Annotated in this window: 17 protein-coding genes; 4 read left to right on the top strand and 13 right to left on the bottom strand. The window is 48.8% G+C overall.

The window, feature by feature from the left end; genetic code table 11:
- Window positions 1–19 precede the first annotated feature (19 nt).
- From LRL21_RS06625 to LRL21_RS06605, 5 genes are all read right to left on the bottom strand, one after another.
- Window positions 20–1,183, bottom strand: coding sequence for a dihydrodipicolinate synthase family protein (locus LRL21_RS06625; protein ID WP_240414962.1), 1,164 nt, complete (start codon window positions 1,181–1,183; stop codon window positions 20–22).
- Window positions 1,184–1,224: 41 nt separating this feature from the next.
- Complete coding sequence (locus LRL21_RS06620) at window positions 1,225–2,376, bottom strand: Gfo/Idh/MocA family protein (RefSeq protein ID WP_240414961.1); 1,152 nt, start codon at window positions 2,374–2,376, stop codon at window positions 1,225–1,227.
- 147 nt (window positions 2,377–2,523) lie between these two features.
- Window positions 2,524–3,324, bottom strand: coding sequence for an AraC family transcriptional regulator (locus tag LRL21_RS06615; RefSeq protein ID WP_240414960.1), 801 nt, complete (start codon window positions 3,322–3,324; stop codon window positions 2,524–2,526).
- A 48-nt stretch (window positions 3,325–3,372) separates the two neighbouring features.
- On the bottom strand, window positions 3,373–4,143 hold the full coding sequence (locus LRL21_RS06610; protein ID WP_240414959.1) for a sugar phosphate isomerase/epimerase family protein: 771 nt from the start codon (window positions 4,141–4,143) through the stop codon (window positions 3,373–3,375).
- A gap of 88 nt (window positions 4,144–4,231) precedes the next feature.
- The gene (locus LRL21_RS06605; protein WP_240414958.1) at window positions 4,232–5,239 is read right to left on the bottom strand and encodes a hydroxyacid dehydrogenase; all 1,008 of its coding nucleotides are present in this window, start codon (window positions 5,237–5,239) and stop codon (window positions 4,232–4,234) included.
- A gap of 205 nt (window positions 5,240–5,444) precedes the next feature.
- Here LRL21_RS06605 and LRL21_RS06600 point away from each other — a divergent pair, with 205 nt between their 5' ends.
- Entirely contained in the window at window positions 5,445–6,533 is a 1,089-nt protein-coding gene (locus tag LRL21_RS06600; protein WP_240414957.1) for a citrate synthase/methylcitrate synthase, read from the top strand.
- Window positions 6,534–6,618: 85 nt separating this feature from the next.
- Here the strand turns inward: LRL21_RS06600 and LRL21_RS06595 are convergent, their stop codons facing one another.
- The 4 genes from LRL21_RS06595 to LRL21_RS06580 all read right to left on the bottom strand — a co-directional run bounded on the left by LRL21_RS06595 (window position 6,619) and on the right by LRL21_RS06580 (window position 9,565).
- Window positions 6,619–7,038, bottom strand: coding sequence for a copper amine oxidase N-terminal domain-containing protein (locus LRL21_RS06595; RefSeq protein ID WP_240414956.1), 420 nt, complete (start codon window positions 7,036–7,038; stop codon window positions 6,619–6,621).
- A gap of 68 nt (window positions 7,039–7,106) precedes the next feature.
- The gene (gene nfsA, locus LRL21_RS06590; protein WP_240414955.1) at window positions 7,107–7,850 is read right to left on the bottom strand and encodes an oxygen-insensitive NADPH nitroreductase; all 744 of its coding nucleotides are present in this window, start codon (window positions 7,848–7,850) and stop codon (window positions 7,107–7,109) included.
- A gap of 368 nt (window positions 7,851–8,218) precedes the next feature.
- Window positions 8,219–8,491, bottom strand: a complete 273-nt coding sequence (locus LRL21_RS06585; RefSeq protein ID WP_240414954.1) for a hypothetical protein — start codon at window positions 8,489–8,491, stop codon at window positions 8,219–8,221.
- Window positions 8,492–8,632: 141 nt separating this feature from the next.
- A complete protein-coding gene (locus LRL21_RS06580; RefSeq protein ID WP_240414953.1) occupies window positions 8,633–9,565 on the bottom strand; it encodes an ArsR/SmtB family transcription factor in 933 nt (310 codons plus the stop codon).
- A 133-nt stretch (window positions 9,566–9,698) separates the two neighbouring features.
- Here LRL21_RS06580 and LRL21_RS06575 point away from each other — a divergent pair, with 133 nt between their 5' ends.
- Window positions 9,699–12,482 carry a glycoside hydrolase family 2 protein gene (locus LRL21_RS06575; RefSeq protein WP_240414952.1) on the top strand — a complete coding sequence of 928 codons (2,784 nt, stop codon included), beginning with the start codon at window positions 9,699–9,701 and terminating at the stop codon, window positions 12,480–12,482.
- A 154-nt stretch (window positions 12,483–12,636) separates the two neighbouring features.
- Entirely contained in the window at window positions 12,637–13,017 is a 381-nt protein-coding gene (locus LRL21_RS06570; RefSeq protein WP_240414951.1) for a hypothetical protein, read from the top strand.
- A gap of 203 nt (window positions 13,018–13,220) precedes the next feature.
- Here the strand turns inward: LRL21_RS06570 and LRL21_RS06565 are convergent, their stop codons facing one another.
- The 3 genes from LRL21_RS06565 to uptA all read right to left on the bottom strand — a co-directional run bounded on the left by LRL21_RS06565 (window position 13,221) and on the right by uptA (window position 15,298).
- Window positions 13,221–13,871, bottom strand: coding sequence for an MBL fold metallo-hydrolase (locus tag LRL21_RS06565; RefSeq protein WP_240414950.1), 651 nt, complete (start codon window positions 13,869–13,871; stop codon window positions 13,221–13,223).
- Between the two features lie 12 nt (window positions 13,872–13,883).
- On the bottom strand, window positions 13,884–14,450 hold the full coding sequence (locus tag LRL21_RS06560) for a thioredoxin family protein (protein WP_076229857.1): 567 nt from the start codon (window positions 14,448–14,450) through the stop codon (window positions 13,884–13,886).
- Between the two features lie 242 nt (window positions 14,451–14,692).
- On the bottom strand, window positions 14,693–15,298 hold the full coding sequence (gene uptA / locus LRL21_RS06555) for an undecaprenyl phosphate transporter UptA (RefSeq protein ID WP_240414949.1): 606 nt from the start codon (window positions 15,296–15,298) through the stop codon (window positions 14,693–14,695).
- 174 nt (window positions 15,299–15,472) lie between these two features.
- Between uptA and LRL21_RS06550 the strand changes: the two genes are divergently transcribed.
- On the top strand, window positions 15,473–15,793 hold the full coding sequence (locus LRL21_RS06550) for a dehydrogenase (RefSeq protein ID WP_240414948.1): 321 nt from the start codon (window positions 15,473–15,475) through the stop codon (window positions 15,791–15,793).
- A gap of 45 nt (window positions 15,794–15,838) precedes the next feature.
- Here the strand turns inward: LRL21_RS06550 and LRL21_RS06545 are convergent, their stop codons facing one another.
- A complete protein-coding gene (locus LRL21_RS06545; RefSeq protein ID WP_240414947.1) occupies window positions 15,839–18,487 on the bottom strand; it encodes a hypothetical protein in 2,649 nt (882 codons plus the stop codon).
- Between the last annotated feature and the right edge of the window lie 40 nt (window positions 18,488–18,527).

Raw genomic sequence — 18,527 nt, 5'->3', positions numbered from 1 at the left:
ATCGGATCGATTCGGCCTGTTATTCAATTCCCGATAACGTCAATACCCGTTTCATCCGCTCCACCGCAAGCTCAGGACGCTGCAGCAATCCCGCTTGATCCGCCAGCACAAACAGCTCGGACAGATGAACAATCGAGCGCGAGCCTTCGGCGCCGGCAATCATCCGGAAATGGTTCTGATGTCCATTCAGGTATGCCATAAATACGATACCTGTTTTGTAAGCATAGGTAGGCTTTTGAAAAATGTGTCGGGACAACGCGATCGTCGGCTCGAATAGGGCATCATATTGTGCCAAATCTCCACGATCCAGCGCTTGTAAAGCAGACGCTGCAACCGGAGCGATTGCATCAAAAATTCCAAGCAACGCATGACTATAGCCCTGCTCATCGCCGCGAATCAGCTCTGGGTAGTTGAAATCATCACCAGTGTACATGACTACCCCGTCAGGCAGCAAACGGCGCATTTGAATTTCTTTGTCCGCATCCAGCAGCGAAATCTTGATGCCGTCTACCTTGTCCGCATTAGCACGAATGACACGCAGACAAGTTTCCATCGCTTCGTTGAAATCAGAGCTGCCCCAATAACCGGCAAGGGCAGGGTCAAACATATCGCCTAACCAATGAAGAATAACAGGCTGCTTCGTTTGACGAAGAATACGGCCATATACCCGTTCGTAATCTTCTGGTGTTTTGGCGCAGGCAGCGAGTGCCCGGCTTGCCATCAATATAATCTGGCCTCCGCAGCCTTCCACATAACCGCACTGCTCTTCATAAGCAGCTTCAACATCTTCCAAGGTTACGTTCGGGCCCGGGGCCAAATGATCGGTTCCCGCACCGCTGGCGACTTTACCGCCAACCGCTTTGGCTTCATCTATCGACCGTTTGATCAGTTCTTTGGCTTGCAGCCAATTCAGGCCCATGCCGCGCTGCGCGGTGTCCATCGCTTCCGCAACGGCCAGACCCATCGACCACAAATGACGCCGGTAGGATAATGTGTTTTCCCAGTCGATCGAAGGCTGGTTCAACGGATCGGTCCCTGCAAATGGATCACACACAACATGTGCGGCCGAGAATGCAATCCGTCCGGTAAATGCTCCTTGTGGCGCAACAATCGGAGCTTTGGTACCCGCGACGTACTCGTACAAGGCACCCCCGGCTTTGGGCAATGTAAGCTTATCAGTCATGATGCAGTTTCCTCCTTATTTAAGCATGTGTTCATCCTCTATTACAGTTTCAAATCTGGTACATCAACCCATTGCCGTTCTTTCCACGATTGAAGTCCAAGATCGGACATTTGTGTTCCTTTAGCGCCCTCAAGCAGATCCCAAGGGAATGGAGTATCGATAACAAGATGCTTAAGGAACAATTCCCATTGTACCTTGAAGCCATTGTCGAAAATTTGGTTAGCAGGCACATCCACCCATTGCTCTGTGAATGCAAAAGGATTTTCAATATCCGGATTCCATACAGGCTTCGGTGTATTCACGCGGTGTTGTACCTTGCAATCACGAAGACCTGCAACCGCACTGCCTTCTGTACCGTCTACTTGAATAGTCAATAGGTCATCACGGTCTACGCGTACGGCCCATGAAGAGTTGGCTTGAACCACAATATCGCCTTCCAGCAGGAATGTCGCATATGCTGCATCATCCGCTGTAGCTGTGTAGCGTTCACCCTGCTCGTCGACACGCTCAGGAATATGAGTCATACCCAGGCAAGAAATAGCTTTCACATTGCCGAACAGGTTGTCCAGCACATAACGCCAGTGAGCGAACATATCGACAATAATACCGCCGCCATCTTCCTTGCGATAGTTCCATGAAGGACGTTGTCCTGGCTGCCAATCTCCTTCAAACACCCAGTAACCGAACTCCATACGAACCGATAAAATTTTCCCAAAAAATCCGGAATCAATCAGACGTTTCAGCTTCAACAAACCTGGCAGGAACAGCTTATCCTGAACAACACCGTTTTTAACGCCAGCCTGCTTCGCCAAGCGAGCCAGCTCCAGGGAGCCTTCCAAGCTTGTATCGGTAGGTTTTTCGCAATAAATATCTTTGCCTGCCGCAATAGCTTTCTTGATGCTTTCAGCGCGGTGTACAGTCGTTTGGGAGTCAAAATACACTTGATTCGCCGGATCTGCCAGGCAAGCGTCGAGATCAGTGCTCCAGCGTGTAACGCCGTGTTTTTCTGCCAATGCCTTAACTTTATGCTCTTGTCTGCCTACCAGTATCGGATCGGGCATAATAATATCTCCATTGGGCAATGTCACGCCGCCTTGCTGGCGAATGGCCAAAATCGAACGAACTAGATGCTGATTCGTCCCCATTCTTCCTGTAACTCCGTTCATAATAATTCCTATTGTGTGTACTGTCATATAGTTGCAGCTCCTCTTCGTTTATCATTGGCGTTTTCCGTTATGATTACTTTCCCATCATAGCTTTAATATCTGGTTACGTCTTATCAGATTGGAGTAAAATTCTCAGATATGGAAGCGTTTTTTCACAAAACGACAAAAACCCGTTCAGACGGACTGGACGGGAGTTCGATGCTGCTGACGATATTTGTTGGGCGAAAGCTTGACGTAATTTTTAAAGGTTCGGTAAAAAGTAGGAAGCGATTCATAGCCGACCTCAAAGCCGATAGAAACGATGTCCTTATCGGATTCTGCAAGCAGCTTCATGGCCGTGCTCATTCGCACCTCTGTCAAATACTGCAGAAGGGTCAGCTGGTATTGTTCTTTGAATATATGGGCAGCGTGGCGTGAGCTGATGCCAAGCCTTTGGGCAAGCTCACCTGGCATCAGCGGCTCAAAATAGTGTGAATCGATATAGGAGCGAATCCGTTCGGCACGTAAACCATTGGCATCAGTGACTTGTGCGCTCTGCTTGGCACGGGCGAGCAGCAGCAGCACCTCCAGCAGATGAATTTGCATCGCCCACTGGCTGAGCGAATCCTCTTGCTTTTGCTCGAAGAGCAGCTTGCGCAGCAGCTGTCTCAGCTCATTGCCGCTAACCGAATTGAGCCGCAGCAAAATAGAGCCATCGATCATATCCGCCTTCCACCTTGATGCAAATGCATCCTGCATCAGCGCAACATCAAATTCCATAACGAGCAGCGTCAAATGGGATTCCGAGGAAACAGCATGATCCGAGTGCGGAAAAATAATTGCTGCACACTCCTGTTCAACTGCATGCTTGACACCATCCAGTTGAATTGAGCCCTCCCCTTCTATCGCATACAATATTTGATAGTTGCTATGGTGATGGATATTCACTTCGTAGCTTTCCCGATGCTTACTCTCGTAGAGATGAATTCCGCTCATGGTCACAATCCTTTCACCATCCGGTAATCTTCAAGCATATTCCCCGTACTAATTCGACAGGCTGCCGGCAACCACTTGTTTCAGTATGCCCGCATCCGCCAAAAATTGCTGCGGATCATTATCCCTCACAAATTCCAGCATCGCATAACGATCACCTGGGACTTCACGGACGATACTAACATAATCGCGCCATTCCTCCAAGCCATCCGTCAAGGGCCTGCGCACGCCCGGCTCCCATTGAAACACATGGACATTAGCCAGCCAAGGCAGGACTGCTCGTAAATCCTGCTGTCTCTGTTCAATGGTCAAAGCGACAGATGGCTGCCAGTTGCAGCGTATATTCGGATGTCCGATTCCCTCCAGTAAGCGAACTGCCGTTTCGCGTGTATCCGTCAAGGTGTTTCCGTGATATTCAAAATCAACGGTGATCCCCGCTTCCTGCGCCAGATCAGCGATTCTTGCCGCGTCGGTAATTACCTTGTCCCACCATGCGTCGTCAGCCAGAGCCGAGCCTTGATCTCCCGCCCAAACCCGTATCGCAGGAGCGTGCAAGGCTGATGCCGATTCCAAAACCTGCTCAAAGGTCAAACCCTCTTTATTGGTGCACCCAACCCGGTAGTAGGAGCCGTAGGAAGCAATCGTGATTCCCACTGATTCCGTCCAGTTCTTGACTTCCCTGGCCCGATTCACATCCCCGTGAGGTACATGAATATCACCGCCCCATTCGATAGCCTGCAAGCCGGCCTGAGCGACAAGCTGAATAATTTCAAGTGGAGACAACTGACGAAAAGTAACTGATAAAAGTCCTGTTTGTATCAATGTATATCCTCCAATGTCTAAATAGTGCTGTCTACGTATGGTTGATTATATGTTTGCCAGTTAGGTAGGAATTCCAGCCCGTTATAGGTCACGCCATGGTTTCCAGCATACTCAGTGTAACCTGATATTGCAAGGGAACGCCACTCATATAGCGTTCGCACTCTCCGGCAGCAAAGTGTCCCATTCTTGCCACCTCGTTGCCCATACTTCCGGCAATATGCGGAGTCAAAATTACATTATTCAATTCCAATAGAGCGCTGTCACGACTCACAGGCTCGGGATGAGTCACATCCAGCACAGCTGTCCGGGTCGGCACTTCACGAAGAGCTTGTATCAAATGATCTTCAACAAGCTGAGCGCCGCGTCCTGTATTGATAAAAGTCGCATGTTGCTTCATCTTGTCAAAATGCTGCTCATTCAGCATCCCAACAGTAGCCGGCAGGTTAGCCAGATGATTAGAGATGACATCACAGTTCGTAAAAATATCCAGCAAATCGGTTTTACGTACACCGAGCTCTACAGCAGCTGTATCGGGCAAATACGGATCGAATACGTCGATCTGAATATTGAAGGGTCTCAGCAGCTCAATCACTTTTTTACCGATCATACCGGCACCGAGAATTCCCACTCTTGCTGCATAATTGCCTGGATACAGTTGGGCCAGCTTTTTGGCATCTTCATGGTTACGCTTACAATGGAGCGCTGTTTGAAAGTAACCTTTATTGGCCAGTACAATTTGCGCAGCTGTATATTCGGCAACAGGTACTGCGTTAGCAGCCCAAGTACTGACAACAGCACAATTGCGCGACATGTATACTCTAGCAAAACGTTGGACTGAACCGGCAGCATAAAATAAGACTTTCAAATTAGGCAAATAGAGCTGAAGCTCCTCAGCTGTGAATAAGGGAAGCCCCCATGTAGAAAAAGCAATTACCACTCCAGCAAGCTCGTCCTTGTGCAGGTTGGCATTGCTAGGGTTGATCCATATCGGCTGCAGCTCTACCTGCTGATTAAGCCTGTCCCTCACGTTTTCATCAAATACCCGATTAATCATGATGTTATCCTGCTCGGCCAAAAATATGGCTTTCTTTTGCATCCCGTAAATCCTCCTGACATTCACTCCGTCTGTATGATTGCTACTTTCTATAGCCCATCATAAACCCGTTAGCAGTGAATTTCCAGCTTTTTGCACAATTGAATTTCAATCAAAATATTTTATATATTATATAAAAACATATAAATTTACTTTATTAATGTATTGTTTTATAATTAAAGTAATTCTTGAAAGGACGTGAACATGAATGGCAAAAGTAACTGGATTGGATGGAATCGTTGCCGCGGAAACAGATATTGGTCATGTGGATGGAGAAAATGGCTACTTGATCTATCGCGGTTATTGGGCTAAGGAGTTGGCAGTTCATTACGAATATGAGGAAATTGCCCATTTATTATGGATGGGAAAACTTCCCGATGCCTCAGAAAAACAGCAGTTTACAGCACGCCTTGCGAGCAGCAGAGAGCTGCCCTTGACCGTCCGCAGACTGCTCGACAATATTCCCCGGGAAATGCCAATTATGAGCGTGCTTCAAACCGCAATAGCCATGCTTTCAGGAGAATTCAGCTGGCCCCCAACCCTTGAACAGGCTATTAGCTTAACTGCTGTTATTCCTACAATTATTGCTTATAGCTATCGAACCCAGCTAGGTCTGGCTCCGATAGAGCCTGACAACCAGCTTAGTCATACAGCAAATTATTTATATATGCTGACTGGCAAGCAGCCCGAACCAGCCCACGTTAAGGCGTTGAACGCTTATCTAATATTAGGTATGGAGCATGGGATGAATGCCTCTACCTTCGCTGCCCGGGTCGTGCTGTCCACACAATCGGATATGGCCTCTGCTGTAAGTGCGGCTGTAGGAGCTATGAAGGGGCCACTTCATGGCGGAGCACCTACTGAAGTAATAGCTATGCTGGATGCAATAGGGAGTAAAGAGCATGCAGAAGCCTGGATTCGTCAGGCATTGGAACGGGGTGACAGGCTGATGGGCTTTGGTCATCGCATTTACAAAACAAGTGACCCACGAGCAGAAGCGCTTCGTCATGTAACCGAAGCTCTCTCCAGCAATGATCCATGGTTCGATCTTGCCATTCATGTTGAAAAAACGGCCATCGCTCTACTTGAAGAATACAAGCCTGGGCGGCGTTTGTATACCAATGTCGAATTTTTTGCCGCATCGATCATGCGTGCCATTGCCCTTCCTTCGGAGCTGTTTACTCCTACCTTCACAGCAGCCAGAGTCGTTGGCTGGTCAGCCCATCTGTTAGAGCAGGCACAGGTCAATCGGATTTTCCGTCCGCAATCGGTGTACACAGGGCCGATGCCGGAATGAAAATTACAACAATGCCTCGACCCTTAGCATACAAGGATCGAGGCATGTCTTTTATTCATACATAATAGGGCTGAATCAAATACAATCATTTCATTGCTTGGGTCAAGGTAATGGAATTATCTGCTTGATTCCAGGTTACAGTCCAGCCCAGCAGCTCCGTGATAAAACGAAGTGGAACAACCGTGCGGCCATCTTTATTGATGTAGACCTGTGCACCGATATCTTGTCTAACGCCATTAGCTTCCATATAGTCTTTACCGATCCAGAATTTCAGCACGCTGCTTCCGGCTTTGACCTCAACTTCTTTGGTCGTATCATTCCAGGTCACTTCAGCACCGATACCTTCACTCAGGTAACGAAGCGGGATATACGTATTGTCATTTGACATGAATGGAGCGGTGTCCATCATGATCATTTTATCATTAATTTTCAGCTCGCTGCTGTTCAGCTTCATCCATACCTTGGTCATGTTCACAGGCCCTGTTGGTGCTGGTGTTGTGGTCATAGGCATTTGAAATTTGGCATTGTTTTGGGTAACAATCGCACCGCCCTCTTAAACAACCCTTTACAATTCTATTCCACATTCAACCCCTGAGCTTCCAAATAAGCTTTAATCTGCATTCGTGTCGGCGTCTTCAGCTTGTTTTTCATATCCTCGGACCAGGTCCCGTTTCGCTTACCATCGGTTCGTTTGCTAATATATGCCTTCATCGTTTGATCGTATTTCAGTATCTGCTCCAGCATATCGCCAGTCTGGTATGTATTATGATGCAGGATGGCTTGCAGCGGTAAACGCGGCTTTTGACCTGGGTCTTGATCCGGGTAGCCTATACACATGCCAAAAATCGGACTTGTGTACTTGGGCAGCCTCAGCAGCTTGGAGACATCTTCAATATGATTACGAATGCCTCCAATATATACGATGCCCAGATCAAGGGACTCAGCTGCAATAGCGGCATTTTGAGCTGCCAAGGCAACATCCACAGTGGCAACAATCCAATTTTCTGCAGTACCCAAGTAAGCCTCATCCGCATTTTCGTGAATCTCATACGCTGTCCGCAAGCGATTCAGGTCAGCGCACCATACGAGGAAAACCGGGCTGTTCAGCACATGCGGCTGATGGCCTGTCCATTCACTGATTTGACCACGCATCGCTTCATCTGTGACATGAATGATACTGTAGGCTTGTACATGGCTGGAGCTTGAAGCCCATTGCGCAGCGGTAACGATTGTCTCCAGCTGTTCCTGCGTAACCGGTTGATTCGTAAATTTGCGAATGGATTGATGGCTTGTTAAAAGCTTGATGGTTTCATTCATACTATCATCCTCTCTCTTGTCATATCGTAACATGAGCCGGCAACTTGTATACAATATTATAGGAACTATCGCACGTTGATTGCAAGGCAGAGACATCGCCACGACCGGTTAGACCGGTTACCTCTGCGGGCTCTCTTGTCACTCGGCAGGAGGCGTACGAAGCTGCTGTAAGGGTGATTTCCTTCACTATGTATGTGGGATAACGATGTAAACTGCTGCCTAAACTCCATCGAAAGGCCCCTTTGCATAAAGCGTGTGTTGAATAAGGGGCCTTTCTAATAAGGCCATTGACATCAGCACGTCAGCTAATGGCAGCCGAGTCAGCTCTGGATTGCTGCCTCAAAAGTTCAAAATAGCCACTACCTGCTTTATCTGCGAAAGCCGCGAAGAATAATGACGAGCAGGATGTACAGGACCAGAATAGCTCCGAAGGATATTCCTCCTGCTGGCTTGCAATGGACGTGATGATGATGCTTTTTGGGTTCATAGATGTTAATTTCTTCAAAGGTGGCATGAACCGTGACTGGTGCTGCTTGATTGGCAGGCATGGACGGCATCGGATTCATGGATGCAGGTGAAACATAAGGCATTTGCATGTTGGGCATTTGTGCGTTGGACATTGACATTGGATATCTTTCCATTCGGGGACACCTCCATAATGTGTAGGGCGTTACTACTGAACACATCATCAGTCTATGGAGATATACCTATAGGAAACACGGTATTCACCTATACGAATAAAAATAGACGGCTGCCCTTCATCGGACAACCGTCTATACGTGTTAACATCCACCACGGACAAACCGCAGCTTCAAATCCTGAGGATGATCGCCGAAGCCGGCTCCAAACAGGTTCAATCCGCGGCAATTTTTCGCATCCGCCAGAACCTCCAGCCTTACCTTGATCGGTCGGTTGTAATGAAGCTCAAGCTCGGCAAGCGTCATATCCGAGCATTTGATTCCGTTAATACAGCTCTCCGTCTCCGAAACGCTCCACTCGGTCAGCAAGCCATACTGCGTGCAGCCGAACGGGAGATTTTGTGAAAGCTTTCCTTTTCTGTCGCCATAATCACCGTCGCAGGTCCAGGTTCCAATCTGCTTGCCGTTGATGCTCAGCGTGATGTCCGACGGCCATTCCTGATTATAGCCGGCGGCTTCTGAGCAGAGCTCAGCGCTGATCAGCAGCTTGTGGAGCGGCACACCACCAGGTAGCGGATTAGCAAACACATATTCCACATGTCCGACCTCACTAAACCAGAGCAAATTAGCCTTGGTCCGCTCCGGCATATAAAAAGCACGCGGATCATCCGGGCAGCCTATGGCACCTTCCATACCGTACAGCCCACAGGGCGGCTGAATGACACAATCCGTATAAAGACCAATTGGCATGGAAATCTCTTCAATATGCTGCAAGCCTTCGCCCGGTCGCCGCGGCAGCTCGAACAGGAGCGCATCCAGAACTCGGGAGCATATCTTCTCACGGCTGCCTCCGCTTGTTGACGAGCTAATGAGACCCGCCTGCTCCAGATTTTGCACATTAATGGAAACTGTAGGCTGTGCAACACCCAACTCCTCAACCAGCTGCGAAATACTTTTTGGCCGCTCTCCCAATGCTTCTAAAATACGCAGACGCAAATCCCCTGACAGCGCCTTGGCTACCTCCTGTATTTGATTCGCAGGTATGCGTTTCACCGTATCGATTTGTTCGTCAGCCATATTTATACCATCCTTTTTATTTAACATTGTAAATTCATAATGTACATTGCTAATTTTAAATATTTTTATTGCGTTTATATAATATACATTGTATATTCTGTATATCAAATAATCAATGAAAGGTTGTGTACATGTGACAACACTTACAAAAGAGGTTCTCATCAGACCCGAATATCCAAGACCCGATTGGCAGCGAGCCGATTGGCTTAATTTGAATGGGGAGTGGGACTTCGGTTTTGACAACGATAATCAAGGGCTAACTGCACATTGGTATGATGGAACCTCCGGAGCCTTGAACAGGACAATTACAGTGCCTTTTTCCTGGGTCTCCCCGTTGTCCGGTATTGGTGAGAACGTACGAGGAGTTGCCTGGTATCGGCGCACTGTCCAATGGACACCTGAAGCAAAAGGCTCCCGCTTGTTTCTTCGGTTCGGTGCAGTTGATTATGAATGTCAAGTATGGGTGAATCAAACACTTGTAGGCAGCCATCGCGGCGGCTATGGAACCTTCGAGCTGGAAGTGAGCAGCGCCTGGAAGTTGGATCAAGATAATGTGATCGTCATTCGTGTCGAAGACCAGGACGAAGCTTACCAAACCAGAGGCAAACAAGGGTACGGGGAAATCCGCGGGTTATGGCAGACGGTGTGGATCGAAGCAAGGCCTGAGCAATATGTAGAGAGTGTCCAATTCCTTACCGAGCTGGACGGTACAATTACCGTGAAGGGTGTTGTACAGTCTGCCCTTGCGCAAGAAGCCATAATAAGCTTTGACTTTGACGGCGGTGCCGTATCCCATACGTTGAAGCTGCAGCTTCAGCCGGGAGAACACGCTTTCCAAACTACGTTTCAAGTGGAGCAGCCCCGGCTTTGGAGTCCCAATGAGCCTCATTTGTATGAAGGTACGATTACCCTCAAGACCGAGACGAACCACCCCGATCAAAGGGGCGGAGCAGATCGTGTACAAACCTACTTCGGCATCCGTACGATAGGTACTGTGCTGCCTGAAGGCTTAAAGTCGCGCTGGATCACGCTTAACGACAAGCCGATATTTCTGAACGGGACTTTGGATCAATCGTTCCACCCAACAGGCTTCTTCACTTATCCGACCGATGATATGATGCGTGATGAAATTTATCGCTTGAAGCGTCTGGGCCTGAATTTCGTCCGTATTCATATTAAGCCTGAAGAGCCACGCAAGCTGTACTGGGCGGATAAACTCGGTATGCTTGTAATGGAAGATATGCCCTGCTTCTGGGGAACACCCGATGAGCAAGCAAAAAATGCTTACCTGCCGGAAGCGCTCGAAACGATCCAACGGGACTGGAACCATCCTTCGATTATTTCCTGGGTCATTTTTAATGAAAGCTGGGGACTGCTTCACAAAACCGAAACGGAAGCAGGTAAAGTCAATTCGATCTATCTGCCTGAAACTCAGGAATGGGTCAAGCAGGTGTATGAATGGGCTAAAATAATCGATCCCTCACGCTTGATCGAGGATAACTCTCCATGCCGTAACGATCATGTGAAAAGCGATTTGAATACATGGCACTTTTACATTAATGGCTACCAACTGCTGCGAGATCATGTTGAAGAGGCTGCGACTAGCACTTATCCCGGCTCCACCTGGAATTACATTGACGGACATCAACAGTCTGATGCACCGCTTATGAACAGCGAATGCGGAGCGGTCTGGGGGATTGAAGGCAGCGCCGGTGACAGCGATCTCGGTTGGCATTATCGATATATGCTAAATGAATTCCGCAGGCACGAAAATATATGCGGCTTCATATTCACCGAGTTCAAGGACGTAACGAATGAATTCAACGGTTATTACCGAATCGATGATTCAGATAAGGACTTCGGCTACAGCGGATTTAGTGAAGGCATGAGCCTCCGTGATCTCCATCAGCCAGACTTTATCGTTATTGATGCGCCACCGTGCACCACCGTCGCCAGCGGTCAGCAGGTCAGCATTCCGCTTGCTGTATCCAGCTTTGCTGATACGTATCACGGTCTGGACATGCAGCTGTCATGGAAGCTCTGGTACGACCATCTCGGAGAAAAAAAGGTAGCTGCCCAAGGTACTGAAGACATTAGCTGGGGCAAATATGGCACAACAGTGCTGAATCCACTTGAGCTGTACATGCCGGAGAACGATGCGGTAGCTGTGCTTGTCGTAGAGCTCAAGGATCCAACACGTGCTTCAAGTTATTCAGTTGCGCGTAATTTTATCACCTTCGATGTTCGCAGTCAAACCGCTCAGGGACTGTTCGAGCTGGAAGGTCAATGGCTGCAGGTTGAACCAGCAAGCTTTTCAAAACAGCAGTGGGATTATGCCTGGCAGGCGCTTCAGCGTAGCAAAGTGAACGGCAGCGGTACGAACGGCGGATATTTTGAATACGAAATTGATATTTCCAGCCTGACGGTCGATCATCCATTTGGCGATCTGGATCTGTATGTTGAAGCAGGTGCCAAGCAGCTGTTAGACAAGGATCAAAAGCTGATCGATGACCCTTCCATCGATATTTCATATATGCACGGCAAGAAGGCTGATCCGGGAATGAACGCCAATTCCTACTATATGACCGATGACATCCATCATCCAAGCACGGTTAATGTTTACATCGACAACATCCAAATCGAGCAGCTGCAGTTATCCGATGACCCTGCCGACAGTCGTGGTGTGCTATCGTGGCATTATCAGACTGATGACCGCAAGCTCGATGAGGCTGGCTCCTACGGCTATCTGCAGCATATCCGTATTCCGAGCCGACTCACACCCGAAATTATCGCCAAGGGCTCGTTTACACTTAAACTGGAGGTACCAGCGGATCTGCCTGATGGTTCCGGAGGGCTATGTCTATACGGACGCAATGCAGGACGATATCCGATAGATATTCTCGTTCGCTATAGGTAATTTCCAACAATCTCACCCGTATAACCTGAATAGCACGCTTGAAGGACCGCTTCGGAAGTGGCATAATAGAAGAATCCCGTATTCAGGATACATTTACGCATACAGAACTTATGAGCCATGTAAGCGTTTAAGTCAAGGTGAGGAGTGTTGTGAAATGGAAAAACCAACTGGTGTTCCACTGGATTTGCTGAATCCGATTCTGAAGAACTTGATTAACGTTTCCGAGGTATCACGGACAGAAAAGCTTTCCGAGATTCTGGATTCTTATGCAAACAAGCAAAATAACGACATCTACACGATTCAAAATACAGGCAATAAACAAGCCCGCGGCATCGTTGTGGATTTGGACTATTTCTTGGAATTAATTTATATCAGGCGGCTTGTTGAGGAATCGGATGCTGTCAGCGTGGATCCGGCTGCATTGGACAGCTTCAAGAAGACAGCCATAGCCAAAGTCGATGAAGCTGCCGATAATTTGGAGCCTACCCATGACGATTTGGCGGATATTTTGAAAATTGCCGAAATTGAGCTTTAATCGTAATAATTAGTTAGCTGATACAACCTGGGACTGCCAAGCGGCAGTCCCTTTTATGAATTCCTTTGTACAGGGACGAGGATAAACGGCCACTCCGTCCTTCATGGAGGAATGCGTTTATCCATCCTTATACTTACACAAAAGCTCTTTCATTACCGCTTAAACAAGCGATAACGAAAGAGCTTATACCATCCAACAAGCTGCTACACGTGCGGGTTATTGTCCCGCTCATAGCCAATGGTCGTCTTCACACCGTGACCCGGATACACCACAGTCTCATCCGGCAGCTTGAACAATTTGTCATGTATCGAATCGAACAGCTCCTCCGATCGGCCTCCCGGCAGATCAGTACGGCCGACCGACAAACGGAACAGCACATCGCCACCGAACAAATACCAGCCCTCGGATTCAGAACCGATCAAAAAACTGACACTGCCCGGAGAATGACCAGGCGTATGCAATACCTTGATCTCCAAACCGATCAGCTTCAGTACCTGTCCTTGATCCAAAGCGAATTCGGCTGGATCCGTCTGGATCGGTCCGCCAAGCTCGGGGTATTTCGTAGAGCCATTCAGCTTCGGATTCGTCAGCCAATCTGCCTCTGCATCATGCAGGTAGACCGGGCTGCCCTTCAGCTTGCGAATCTCATCGACACCACCGATATGGTCAAAGTGGGCATGTGTAAGTAAAATGGCTTCAATCTGCAAATCGCCAATCCGTTTCAGAAGCGGCTTCGGATTCATTCCGGGATCGATAATGATCGCCTTGCCCTCGTTGGGTCTGGAAAGCAAATAAGCATTTGTCCCAAGTGGCCCGAGCGAGAAAGCTTCAATCTTCAAACCTTCAATGCTCATCGTACGCCCGCCTTAAAACGAGGAAAGCAGGTCGCGCAGTTCTTTGACGATAACGGTTTGATAACCGGTGCCTTCTCCGTACTGACGGCCCATTTCCTGGCGCGCCACCTGAATTTTCTCATTATAATCCGCAGCGTTACGATCCGGGTTTTCCTTTTTGAACTGGGTCATCACCGACTGTACATGTGCAGGACGAGGTCCCCAATGCCCAAGTACATGACCGCTGAAATCAGTGAAAATAATAATAGGAACGGCTTCCCCGCCACCTGTCAAAAACTGTGCCATCACATCCGGATGCTCTTCCTTGATCAATACCTCGGTAGGTACACCGGAAATTTCCAATGCGCGGAACACGACTGGTACGTTACGCACCACATCACCGCACCAATCCGCGATCAATGCGAGGCAACGCAGGTCATCACGATTGTTCAAGGATTCGAAAAACTCCTTGTCGTCCTCGTTTTCCCATGTGAAAGCTTCGTACCACTCCACAAATTTTTCTTGATTCTTCGTCATACCATCAATAAATTGCTGCGGCTTCAAGCCTGTGCGAAGCTTACTTTCCAGGTTTGTACTCATGGTTCCTAAAACCTCCTTATGGGCTGCTATCCTTCTTATTTTAACGAGAAACTGCTGCGAAAACAAACTCTTCTTTTGAGAACACCCTGGACAATCAAAAATCTACAGACAAATGACATGAAGCGATAACCGTCAGCACAAGATTGGTGATTTCGCCACATCCGCGTACGCAAAAACCCCATTCCGATAAGAACGGGGCTTCATGTTGTCGCTGCATTTCGTACAATGTTGTATTCGCTATTTTATGCGCTGCGCTTACGATTCCGGGTTAATACTTTAAAAATAATATACAAAAGAATAAGAATAATACCCGAGATGATCAAAGGTCTCATATACGGAGCTGCAATCTCATTGATTTGCTCCCAGTTCGAGCCCAGTGTACGACCTAGATAAACAAATAAAATGGCCCATGGAATCGTTCCAAGCATCGTGTACAAAAGAAATTGCAGCATAGGCATCCGCGCCATACCTGCGGGAATGGAGATCGCCTGCCGTACAACCGGGATAAATCTGGCAGTGAACACCATCCCCGCTCCATATTTGTTGAACCATTTTTCTGCCATGTCAATGAAATGCGGCTTAAGCAGCAAATATTTGCCGTATTTCTCAACAAAGGGTCTGCCCCCATACCGCCCAATCCAATACAGGATAACCTGCTGAAGGACACAACCGATTGTTCCAAATACGATGGCCCAGAAGAACGATACCCTTCCTTGTGAAACCAGATATCCACCAAAGGACAGTACAAGCTCGCTTGGAATCACCTCAAGCATCAATCCGAGTAAAATCCCCCATACACCTAGACCCTCAATAAACACTAAAGCGCTATGAATCAATTCTTTTAGCATCCTCTTCCAGCCTCTTCCTCTCTACTCCGGAATAACTCCGCCTAATCATCTTTTTCATTCTAACATATTTGCGGGCTATCGAACCAGCTTGTATGCTGCGCTTCGGTTTTTGCCAGGCACAGTTTCGCTTGAGGCCTCCTCCGCATAATCTATAACAGGAAGGAGCGAAGCCTCATGGTGAAGCCGTTGAATAATAATGTCAAACATGATCAGGATTATCCCACAGCACGCAAAATAAGACGTTCCTGCAGTCGCGAGATGTTTCGGACACGCAAAAAGCTCGGGCAGTATATTACACCCGAGCTGGTGAAGCAGGCTGACGAGCTTTATTTTAAAAAAGTAATTTTGAATTTGCCATGGATTGTGGCAAACGGCAGCAACCGCAGAGTGCTCTCCGATTGGTGGGAAGAGCACGTGGCTCCAGAGATTGCTGAGCTATGGAAGGTAGACCTCGTCGTATTGTCCAAGGCGTTCCGTGACTCATTCGGTGGGTAGCTCCACCTTGCTGAACAACAGATCACAATAAATGAACCGATTGCCTCAGCCCTGGTATTGGAGCACATAATAGGGCTGATTTGATAAGTTCGCTGCCAGACCAGGCTCCAGCCACACCGCACCCTGCTCATTAGTCAGCTCAAAGTAATACAAAACAGGATAAGGTGAATCCGTATAGCTGCCGGGAATGACAGCTTTATACACTCCGTTCTCAATCGACATGGGCACGGTTACGTAAGCCTCCGCCTGGTTAACATGTCTGTATAGCAGGCTGATCTGCAGTCCTGCTGCTTGCCCGACGAGCATCGCGTGCAGTTCAACAGCCTCACCCTTGAGAATAATCTGCGGAGGCGTGTGATGAAGAATCGGCCGAGGCGGCACTGCTGAATTATCCGGGAAGCTTACAGTTGCTGCCGACTCGTTAGACAACGGATCACGGCTATCAGCGGCAGCTGCTCGGGCATATACCTGCTCCATATCGGCAATATCCGCTTCAATACCCGACATGCGATCAGCCCAGTGCCCTTTCATATGAGCCTTATAGCCGAATGTAATATCATCGCGATAAACGTCTTGGGTCACGTCGATGATGTGCTGCCAATCTGCTCTGGCGGAGCGGTAGCTGCCCAATGCCTCACGCAGCTGCTGCACATGACCTGTTTGCTCGAACAGCGCATAGGATACACCTGCCCGCAGCTTTTGTGCAAAGAAATGACCCAGTCCGGCCAGGGCAGCAATGTCTACGGACCAACGCCGATAATTGGCTATTGTCTGGTCACCAATGAGTGAATCAGCGGCAGCCAGGTGCCGTTCTGCCGTATCTGCCAGCTCCTCCAGCCACGCAGCAACCGCAAGCGGCGAGTACTTGCCTTGGAGTCGGTTCTGCAAATAATCGGCAACAAATTCGTTAATGCCATAAAAGATAGCTGTATCCAATGGACTAACCGCTCCGAACGTATGTGGTTCTGGTGTATCGAAGGCACTCTCGGACAGCTTGCCTGTATTCACGATTCCCAGATTATTGTACATTTCCGGCCAGTAATAATTGTTGGATGCAGAGGGCAAATGCGCTGTTGTGAACAACAGCAGAATACGGCTGGCATGGGCAAGCGCCTGCTCCAGATCTGGTGCTGCCTTCTTGAATTCATAGCGCAAATATCTCATCCATTCAGCAGAATCAGCTTCGGGATTATAGATGAGCCTGCCCCACACACGATACGTATACAAAAACTTCTTCCATTCCTCCCCAGGAAGCTTTAAGGCTTCTTCCTTATAAAGCTCCCGGCCCCCAGGAGTTCCGCTTGTCTTGCGGGCCTTGAACGACATCGGCTCGCATAGCTCCACACCGAGGCTTCCACAAAAGCTGCTGCTGCGTCCATATCCTGCAGCCATCGCCGGATCGCCCCACAGCAGCACCCGCTGTGTGCCTGGCCAAATGCGATGAAGCACACCGGTTCTGCGATTATCATTCAAGTAATCCGCATAGCCGTATCTGGTAAACCTGCGATAAGTGTTGGTAATCAGCATCAGATCCGCACGGTCCGTCGTCGCGACGGGAAGCTCCTTCGTACGTATAGCCGCCTGGTGATAAGGCAATCCCATATGTTCCGCCCAAAATTTGGGGGAAACGATCACCGGCATCCCCGTACCCAGGGCGACCTCCAGCATTTGCTCGTCAACACCTTTGGGATGCATATCGATTTCGATCGTGCGTCCACACGCGGTCAAGCCCTTCATGACCTCTTTCCAGAATACGTGGGATGGCTCAGGAATACCTCCCTCGTAATGTGTGCGTAGTGTGACGCCATCGATATCCGGGCAGCGCTCCAGCAGAAGCCGCAATCCGTCGCGGCAGTAGACAGCATGATTGGACTCGTCCACGCCGTCAATGATGTGCAGCTCATTTGGGCTGTCGGCCATTTGATACGCATGGTTCCACAACCCCAGCTGAAAATGAATCCCGCGACGCTTCGCTTCCCGACTAATAAACTGCAGCGTCTCCAGATTCCGTGAGACTTCCTCCTGCGGCATGTCCCGAACACGAACCTGATAGCCCGGTACATCCAGGAAATACGGGTAGACGAAGCCAAAATAATTATCCTGCACATTCGGATCATGACCATAATCATACGAAATCCCGAGTGTAAGGTGAAATCGATTGAATCGATGGGTAGCCAGCTCCGTCAAATATTCCAGCCAGAAGGCCTGATCATAGAACCACGACTTATCTTCAATTTCACTGCAGAAGGATCGGCTGATGCTGCGAATCTCGTTGGCAGGCTCACCCGAGTAGGAATCGATTTCGATCAGATCCGCAAGCGGCGCTTCACTGCAGCGGACACGGTCGGCCAGCTCCAATATCGCATAGACCAAGCCGCGTTCATCGGCACCAGTAATGTGCAGCAGGCTTGTTGAGCCTTCGGCTTCGGCAGCCTCCTGACGGATCAGGAACGACTCGGCAACGGCCGAGCCTTCGGAATTTCCTGCAATCGTTATTCGAAGCGTGTCTGCTGTGGCGTTTCGGGTTACCTTGCCCTGACCGTCTAGGGCTGTTTCCGTAAGCTCTATGGCTTGCTGCTCCAGCACGTTTGCCAACCGGGCAACTGCCCAGTTCACCGGTTCGCTCACCGCTAATACATCCGATGTGTCACGAACCACATTTACCGTTAACTTGTCGTCTTTTCCCTGCTTCATCCATCAACATCTCCTTCACATCCTATTGACATCACTTAAA

Source organism: Paenibacillus periandrae (assembly GCF_022458865.1).
GTDB classification, from domain to species: domain Bacteria; phylum Bacillota; class Bacilli; order Paenibacillales; family NBRC-103111; genus Paenibacillus_S; species Paenibacillus_S periandrae.
The sequence above is the reverse complement of the archived record's forward strand: the minus strand, read 5'-3'. Positions and strand labels throughout refer to the sequence as shown.

Coding starts and splice junctions, on each gene's coding strand:
- LRL21_RS06625 (WP_240414962.1), bottom strand. CDS start 1,183: ATGACTGATAAGCTTACATTGCCCAAAGCCGGGGGTGCCTTGTACGAG.
- LRL21_RS06620 (WP_240414961.1), bottom strand. CDS start 2,376: ATGACAGTACACACAATAGGAATTATTATGAACGGAGTTACAGGAAGA.
- LRL21_RS06615 (WP_240414960.1), bottom strand. CDS start 3,324: ATGAGCGGAATTCATCTCTACGAGAGTAAGCATCGGGAAAGCTACGAA.
- LRL21_RS06605 (WP_240414958.1), bottom strand. CDS start 5,239: ATGCAAAAGAAAGCCATATTTTTGGCCGAGCAGGATAACATCATGATT.
- LRL21_RS06600 (WP_240414957.1), top strand. CDS start 5,445: ATGGCAAAAGTAACTGGATTGGATGGAATCGTTGCCGCGGAAACAGAT.
- LRL21_RS06595 (WP_240414956.1), bottom strand. CDS start 7,038: ATGACCACAACACCAGCACCAACAGGGCCTGTGAACATGACCAAGGTA.
- nfsA (WP_240414955.1), bottom strand. CDS start 7,850: ATGAATGAAACCATCAAGCTTTTAACAAGCCATCAATCCATTCGCAAA.
- LRL21_RS06585 (WP_240414954.1), bottom strand. CDS start 8,491: ATGGAAAGATATCCAATGTCAATGTCCAACGCACAAATGCCCAACATG.
- LRL21_RS06580 (WP_240414953.1), bottom strand. CDS start 9,565: ATGGCTGACGAACAAATCGATACGGTGAAACGCATACCTGCGAATCAA.
- LRL21_RS06570 (WP_240414951.1), top strand. CDS start 12,637: ATGGAAAAACCAACTGGTGTTCCACTGGATTTGCTGAATCCGATTCTG.
- LRL21_RS06565 (WP_240414950.1), bottom strand. CDS start 13,871: ATGAGCATTGAAGGTTTGAAGATTGAAGCTTTCTCGCTCGGGCCACTT.
- LRL21_RS06560 (WP_076229857.1), bottom strand. CDS start 14,450: ATGAGTACAAACCTGGAAAGTAAGCTTCGCACAGGCTTGAAGCCGCAG.
- uptA (WP_240414949.1), bottom strand. CDS start 15,298: ATGCTAAAAGAATTGATTCATAGCGCTTTAGTGTTTATTGAGGGTCTA.
- LRL21_RS06550 (WP_240414948.1), top strand. CDS start 15,473: ATGGTGAAGCCGTTGAATAATAATGTCAAACATGATCAGGATTATCCC.
- LRL21_RS06545 (WP_240414947.1), bottom strand. CDS start 18,487: ATGAAGCAGGGAAAAGACGACAAGTTAACGGTAAATGTGGTTCGTGAC.